This is a genomic window from Microbacterium umsixpiens (genome assembly GCF_053543675.1).
The window spans coordinates 23,889-31,101 of sequence record NZ_JBLVOH010000069.1; the positions used below are offsets into that span (position 1 = coordinate 23,889).

7 protein-coding genes are annotated in these 7,213 nt (G+C 69.8%); all 7 read left to right on the forward strand.

The genetic code is table 11. The features are described from left to right. Positions 1–224 precede the first annotated feature (224 nt). The 7 genes from ACNPM4_RS07035 to ACNPM4_RS07065 all read left to right on the forward strand — a co-directional run bounded on the left by ACNPM4_RS07035 (position 225) and on the right by ACNPM4_RS07065 (position 7,178). Entirely contained in the window at positions 225–722 is a 498-nt protein-coding gene (locus ACNPM4_RS07035; RefSeq protein ID WP_448985203.1) for a universal stress protein, read from the forward strand. 127 nt (positions 723–849) lie between these two features. Continuing rightward, positions 850–1,062 (forward strand): heavy-metal-associated domain-containing protein, encoded by a 213-nt coding sequence (locus ACNPM4_RS07040; RefSeq protein ID WP_091032028.1) that lies wholly within the window; start codon positions 850–852, stop codon positions 1,060–1,062. Beyond that, positions 1,059–2,018 carry a heavy-metal-associated domain-containing protein gene (locus ACNPM4_RS07045; protein WP_448985204.1) on the forward strand — a complete coding sequence of 320 codons (960 nt, stop codon included), beginning with the start codon at positions 1,059–1,061 and terminating at the stop codon, positions 2,016–2,018. The genes ACNPM4_RS07040 and ACNPM4_RS07045 overlap by 4 nt, the downstream gene beginning before the upstream one ends. A 72-nt stretch (positions 2,019–2,090) precedes the next feature. Then, positions 2,091–4,361 carry a heavy metal translocating P-type ATPase gene (locus tag ACNPM4_RS07050; RefSeq protein ID WP_448985205.1) on the forward strand — a complete coding sequence of 757 codons (2,271 nt, stop codon included), beginning with the start codon at positions 2,091–2,093 and terminating at the stop codon, positions 4,359–4,361. A gap of 47 nt (positions 4,362–4,408) precedes the next feature. After that, positions 4,409–4,684: a YHS domain-containing protein gene (locus tag ACNPM4_RS07055; RefSeq protein WP_448985206.1), complete on the forward strand. Its 276-nt coding sequence runs from the start codon at positions 4,409–4,411 to the stop codon at positions 4,682–4,684. 14 nt (positions 4,685–4,698) lie between these two features. Continuing rightward, positions 4,699–6,837 carry a heavy metal translocating P-type ATPase gene (locus ACNPM4_RS07060; protein WP_448985207.1) on the forward strand — a complete coding sequence of 713 codons (2,139 nt, stop codon included), beginning with the start codon at positions 4,699–4,701 and terminating at the stop codon, positions 6,835–6,837. Between the two features lie 29 nt (positions 6,838–6,866). Further along, positions 6,867–7,178, forward strand: coding sequence for a metal-sensitive transcriptional regulator (locus ACNPM4_RS07065; protein WP_091032040.1), 312 nt, complete (start codon positions 6,867–6,869; stop codon positions 7,176–7,178). Positions 7,179–7,213: the final 35 nt, after the last annotated feature.

Sequence of the window (7,213 nt, forward strand, 5' to 3'; positions counted from 1 at the left end):
CGTCTACGGCATCGCCGGCCACGACTCCACCACGGTCGAGCTCACGCAGGGCTACTCCGCCGCCTTCATCGGCGCGGCGATCCTCGCCCTGCTGGGAGCGATCATCACCGCGATCGCCATGAGGAAGCCCCGGGCATCGGCCTTCGTCTCCGAGGAGTCAGTTTCGGCCTGATCCCCGACTCTCCGACGACGACCAGTGACCCCTGACCAGTAAGGAAAGAACCATGTCCACCCTGAAACTGCTCATCGCCTACGACGGCTCACCCAACGCGCAGAGCGCGATGCACACCGTCGCCGGCCTCTTCCCCGGCGCGACAGCGGTGCTGTTCTACGCCCGCCAACCGCTGGAGGGCTTCGCGGCGCACCTCGAGGGCCACCCAGCCCTGGAGAGCCTGCAGGGCCTCGACGCCGCGGCTCTCGACGTTTCGGAGAAGATCGCCACCGACGGTGCGCAGCTGGCTCGCGACCTCGGCCTGCAGGCGGAGCCGCTCATCTCATCGACGATGGCCACTGCCTCCGAGGCGATCGTGGATGCCGCCGAGGAGCTCGACGTCGACCTGATCGTGCTCGGCTCCCGCGGGTTGCGCGGAATCAAGGCGACGCTGCCGGGGAGCACCTCGGCGAACGTGCTGCACCACGCCACGCGACCCACGCTCGTGATCCCCTCGGATGACGTGGCCGACGCGCGTCGCCGGACGCGGAGCACGACGCCCGCGTCCTGAAACACCCCCCGACCGCCGACCCGGCCGGGTCCGCGCAACGGATCCGGCCGGTTGAGGAATACCCCTCATGGGTATACCGTTGTCACTGATACCCGGTACGGGTACCGAACGAGAAAGAGGATACGCGATGACCACGAACGAATTCCAGGTGACCGGGATGACCTGCGGACACTGCGAGATGTCGGTCCGCGAAGAGGTCGCCGAGGTCCCAGGCGTCGAAGACATCCAGGTGAGTGCGCAGACGGGCGTGCTCCTCGTCACCGGTTCCGACTCCGTCGACGACGCGCAGATCTTGGCCGCCGTCGCCGAGGCCGGGTACTCGGCGGTGCGGAAGGCATGAACGCCGGGGCGCGGCTCGCCCTGTACGGGGCGGGGGTGGTGGTGGCGTTCGGCGCGGCATTCGGCCTCGCCCAGGCCATCATCCCCCCGACCGTTGTCAGTGAGTGGACGAAAGGTACGGAGATGGAAGAGCACGGAGCACACGGCGCGGCCGCGCCCACGGAGGATGCGGCGAGCGCGACAGCGGACGCCCTCAAGGGGCTCTCGCTGAGCCTCGAAGGATACGCACTGTCGCCGGTCGAGTCCCCGGCGGGAGCGGACGAGCCCGGCGAGCTGAGCTTCGAGATCCGCGACGCGCACGGCGCCCCGGTCACCGAGTACACGACCGCGCACGACAAGGACCTGCACCTGATCGTGGTGCGCTCCGACGGAAGTCAGTTCCGGCACGTGCACCCCACACTGGACGAGGCCACGGGCACCTGGTCGCTGCCGTGGGAGTGGGACGCCGCCGGCACCTACCGCGTCTTCGCCGACTTCACGCCGGCCGGCGCTGACGCACCGTCGCTCACCCTCACGCAGACCGTGCAGGTCGCCGGCGAGTTCACGCCCGTGACCCCCGCGCCGACGCAGGTCGCCGAGGTCGACGGATTCACCGTGTCGCTCGACGGGGCACTCGAAGCGGGATCGGCGAGCGACCTGACCTTCACCCTCACGAAGGACGGCACTCCCGTGACCGGCCTCGAACCGTATCTCGGCGCATTCGGCCACCTCGTCGCGCTGCGCGAGGGCGACCTCGCCTATTTGCACGTGCACGCCGCGGGTGACGAGCCGAAGGCGGGCGAGACCTCCGGTCCGGAGATCGCGTTCGCCGCCGAGGCCCCGACCGCGGGTCGCTACCTGCTCTACCTGGACTTCCAGGTCGACGGCAGGGTGCACACCGCCGAGTTCGTGCTCGATGCCGCCCCGGCAGGGGACGCACCGGCATCAGACGACGACGCGCACGACGACGGCCACTGAGCCGCGCACGGCGCCCGGCCGCCGGCCATCCGCCGCGGCCCCGAGCAACAGTCAGAGCAGAAAGAGAAGGACATGAGCACATCAGCACCCTCGAGTGTGGGGTCCGGCGTCGAGTTGGAGATCGGCGGGATGACCTGCGCCTCCTGCGCGATGCGGATCGAGAAGAAGCTCAACAAGCTCGAGGGCGTCGTCGCGACTGTGAACTACGCGACCGAGAAGGCGAAGGTCACCGTTCCCGACGGCTACGATCCGGCACTGCTGATCGCCGAGGTGGAGAAGACCGGTTACTCGGCCGCGCTGCCCGCCCCGAAGGGCAAGCGCGCAGACACCGCGTCGACCGGTGACGCCGAGGGCGAGGACCCGGAGCTGCGCTCGCTGCGCAACCGGCTGATCGGCGCCGTCGTGCTGACGGTGCCCGTGATCGCGATGGCGATGATCCCCGCGCTGCAGTTCATGTACTGGCAGTGGGCCTCTCTCGCCCTGGCCGCGCCCGTGATCATCTGGGCGGCCTGGCCGTTCCACAAGGCCGCGTGGACGAACCTCCGCCACGGCGCCGCGACGATGGACACGCTCATCTCGATGGGCACCTCGGCCGCGTTCCTGTGGTCGCTGTATGCGCTGTTCTTCGGAACCGCGGGCACGCCGGGCATGACGCACCCCTTCGAGTTCGCGCTGGCCCCCTCCGACGGAGCGGCCAACATCTACCTCGAGGTGGGTGCCGGGGTGACGATGTTCATCCTCGCCGGGCGCTACTTCGAGAAGCGCTCCAAGAAGCAGGCGGGTGCCGCCCTGCGCGCTCTCCTCGAACTCGGAGCGAAGGAGGTCGCCGTTCTGCGCGGCGGCGTCGAGACGAAGATCCCCGTCGAAGACCTGCAGGTCGGCGACGAGTTCATCGTGCGACCGGGCGAGAAGATCGCCACCGACGGCATCGTCGTCTCCGGGACGTCGGCCGTGGATGCATCCATGCTCACGGGCGAGGCCGTGCCCGTCGAAGTGGCCGAGGGCGACTCCGTCACCGGCGCCACGACGAACGTCGGCGGTCGACTCGTGGTGCGGGCGACCCGCATCGGGTCGGACACGCAGCTGGCGCAGATGGCGCAGCTCGTCGAAGACGCGCAGACCGGCAAGGCCGAGGTGCAGCGGCTCGCCGACCGCATCTCCGGCGTGTTCGTCCCCATCGTCATCGTGATCGCGGTCGTGGCGCTCGGCGGCTGGCTCGGCGCCGGATTCCCGGTGACCGCGGCGTTCACGGCGGCCGTCGCCGTGCTCGTGATCGCCTGCCCGTGCGCGCTCGGTCTCGCCACCCCCACCGCGCTGCTGGTCGGCACCGGACGCGGCGCGCAGATGGGCGTGCTCATCAAGGGCCCGGAGGTTCTGGAATCCACGCGCAAGATCGACACCGTCGTGCTGGACAAGACCGGAACGGTCACGACCGGCAGGATGACCCTCGTCGACGTGTTCGTCGAGGACGGCACCGATCGCGCGGAGCTGCTCCGGCTCGCCGGTGCACTGGAGGATGCCTCCGAGCACCCCATCGCGCAGGCCATCGCCAAGGGCGCGACGCAGGAGGTCGGCGCGCTGCCGACACCCGAGGACTTCGCGAACATCGAGGGCAAGGGCGTGCAGGGCGTCGTCGACGGTCACGCCGTGCTGGTGGGCCGTGACTCGCTCCTCGCCGAGTGGTCGCAGAAGCTCAGCCGCGAGCTCGCCTCGACCAAGGCACGCGCCGAGGGCGAGGGCAAGACCGTCGTCGCGGTCGGCTGGGACGGGCAGGCACGCGGCATCCTCGTGGTGGCCGACACCGTCAAGCCCAGCAGCGCCGAGGCGATCGCCCAGTTCAAGGCGATCGGCTTGACCCCCATCCTGCTCACCGGCGACAACGAGGCGGTCGCCCGCCAGATCGCCGCCGAAGTGGGCATCGAAGAGGTCATCGCCGAGGTCCTCCCGAAGGACAAGGTCGACGTCGTCACCCGACTGCAGCGCGAGGGCAAGACCGTCGCGATGATCGGCGACGGCGTCAACGACGCCCCTGCCCTCGCTCAGGCCGACCTCGGTCTCGCCATGGGCACCGGCGCGGACGTCGCGATCGAAGCATCCGACATCACCCTGGTGCGGGGCGACCTGCGCAGCGCCGTCGATGCGATCCGACTGTCGCGCAAGACCCTCGGAACCATCAAGACCAACCTGTTCTGGGCCTTCGCCTACAACGTCGCGGCGATCCCCGTCGCGGCGCTCGGGATGCTGAACCCGATGCTCGCCGGTGCGGCCATGGCACTCTCGAGCGTCTTCGTCGTCGGCAACAGCCTGCGCCTGCGCGGGTTCAAGAGCATCGCCAAGCCCTGACGCCCCCCACCACCGCCCCCCACCGAAGAATGAAAGGAACCACCCGCATGACGAACGACACCGAGGCACCCGCCAGCTGTTGCAGCACCACCGCAGTCAACCCCGCCGCGGCAGGAAACGGACGCGAGAACCTGCTGGCCGGCGGTGCGAGTGACGATCTGACGACCTGCCCGGTCATGGTCGGCAACCCGGTCAGCAAGAAGGCCGCAGAGGCGGCGGGCCTCTTCCGCGATCACGAGGGCGAGCGGTACCACTTCTGCTGCGCCGGATGCGGGCCGGCCTTCGACTCCGACCCCGCCAAGTACGCCGCCAACATGGCCTGAGAGAGGATGACCCCATGACCGATCCGCATGCGCACCACCACTCGCCCGCGCACTCGATGGATGCCCCGGAGCCTGCGCACGAGAACCACGGCAGCCACGAGAACCACGGCGGCCACGAGAGCCCTGGCGATCACGAGGGGCACGGCGGTCATGGGGGTCACGGCGGGCACGCAGGTCACGGCGACCATGTCGGTCAGTTCCGACGCCTGTTCTGGATCAACCTGGTCATCGCCGTACCCGTGGTGGCGTTCTCGCCGATGTTCGCGATGATCTTCGGCTACGAGGTCCCCGGGTGGGCGCGGTTCATCGCGCCGGTGCTGGGCACGGTCATGTACGTCTGGGGCGGCTGGCCCTTCCTCACCGGCGCCGTCAGCGAGCTCAAGTCGCGCAAGCCGGGCATGATGCTCCTCATCGGCCTCGCCATCACGGTGGCATTCCTCGCCTCGTGGGGCGCGACACTGGGGCTCCTCCATCACGAGCTCGAGTTCTGGTGGGAGCTCGCACTCCTCATCGTCATCATGCTGCTCGGCCACTGGATCGAGATGCGGTCGCTCGCGCAGACCACGTCGGCACTCGACTCGCTCGCCGCCCTGCTGCCGGATGAGGCCGAGCGCGTCGAGGGCGACACCGTCGTCACCGTCTCTCCCGCCGATCTCGTCGTCGGCGATGTCGTCGTCGTCCGTCCCGGCGGAAGCATCCCTGCGGACGGCCGCATCATCGACGGCACCGCGGCGATGGACGAGTCCATGGTCACCGGCGAATCCCGTCCGGTCACCCGCGCCACCGGAGACACCGTCACGGCGGGGACCGTCGCCACCGATTCCGGTCTGCGCGTCGAGATCACGGCCACCGGCGACGACACCGCCCTGGCCGGCATCCAGCGACTGGTCACCGAAGCGCAGAACTCCTCCTCGCGCGCCCAGCGCATCGCCGACCGCGCCGCCGCGCTGCTGTTCTGGTTCGCGCTGCTCTCGGCCGCCCTCACCGCCGTGGTCTGGACCCTGGTCGGGAACCCGGATGCCGCCGTGGTGCGCAGCATCACCGTCCTCGTCATCGCCTGCCCGCACGCACTGGGCCTCGCGATCCCGCTGGTCGTGTCGATCGCCACCGAGCGCGCGGCCCGCGGAGGCGTCCTCATCAAGGACCGCCTCGCGCTGGAGAGCATGCGCACGGTCGATGCCGTGCTCTTCGACAAGACCGGCACGCTCACCAAGGGAGCACCTACGGTGACGGCCGTCGAGCCGACCGGCGACATCGACGCCGACCGGCTGCTGCTCCTCGCCGCATCCGCCGAGGCCGACAGCGAGCATCCTCTCGCCCGCGCCATCGTGCGGGCTGCCCAGGAGAAGGGCACCGCTCTCGCGAAGGCATCGGGCTTCACCTCGTCGCCCGCGGTCGGCGTGACGGCGTCGGTCGACGGCCGCGAGATCCGCGTCGGCGGCCCGAAGCTCCTCGACGAGGTCGGCGGGCAGGAGATCGCGGCCGCGGATCAGTGGCGCGGCGAGGGCGCCATCATCCTGCACGTCGTGGTCGACGGCCAGGTCGTGGGCGGACTGAAGCTCGCCGACGAGGTGCGCCCGGAATCACAGCAGGCCGTGGACGCCCTGCACAAGCTCGGTGTCGAGGTGGTCATGATCACCGGCGACGCCCAGGCCGTCGCCGAGTCGGTCGCCGCCGAGCTCGGCATCGACCGGGTCTTCGCCGGCGTGCGACCGGAGGACAAGTCGAGGAAGGTCGCCGAGCTGCAGGCCGAGGGCAAGAAGGTCGCGATGGTCGGTGACGGCGTCAACGACGCTCCCGCCCTCGCCCAGGCCGACGTGGGCATCGCGATCGGCGCGGGGACGGATGTCGCCATCGCCTCGGCCGGCGTGATCCTCGCGAGCTCCGACCCGCGGTCGGTGGTCTCCGTGATCGAGCTGTCCCGCGCCGCATACCGCAAGATGAAGCAGAACCTGTGGTGGGCGGCCGGCTACAACCTGCTCTCGGTTCCGCTCGCCGCCGGCGTCTTGGCGCCGATCGGATTCGTCCTGCCCATGTCGGTCGGGGCTATCCTGATGTCCCTGTCGACCGTCGTCGTGGCGCTGAACGCCCAGCTGCTCAGACGCATCGACATCACCCCCGAAGCGAGCACGCGCGCCGTCCTCGGCCGCTGAAACCCGATCATGCGACGAAGGAAGCAGAGATGACCCCCGAAGCGACGGCTGACGAACACGCCCACGGCTACATCACCGACAAGACCAAGTACCTGAACCGGATGCGCCGCATCGAGGGCCAGGCCCGCGGGATCACGAAGATGGTCGACGACGAGAAGTACTGCATCGACATCCTCACCCAGATCAGCGCGCTCACGAGCGCACTGCAGGCGGTGGCCGTCGGCCTTCTCGACGACCACCTCAAGCACTGCGTCGTGGACGCCGCTCGCATGGGCGGCGACGACGCCGACGCGAAGATCAAGGAAGCGTCGGACGCGATCGCGCGGCTCGTGCGGTCCTGAGCCGGACGGGGCGACGCCGCCGGCCCGCGGGGGGG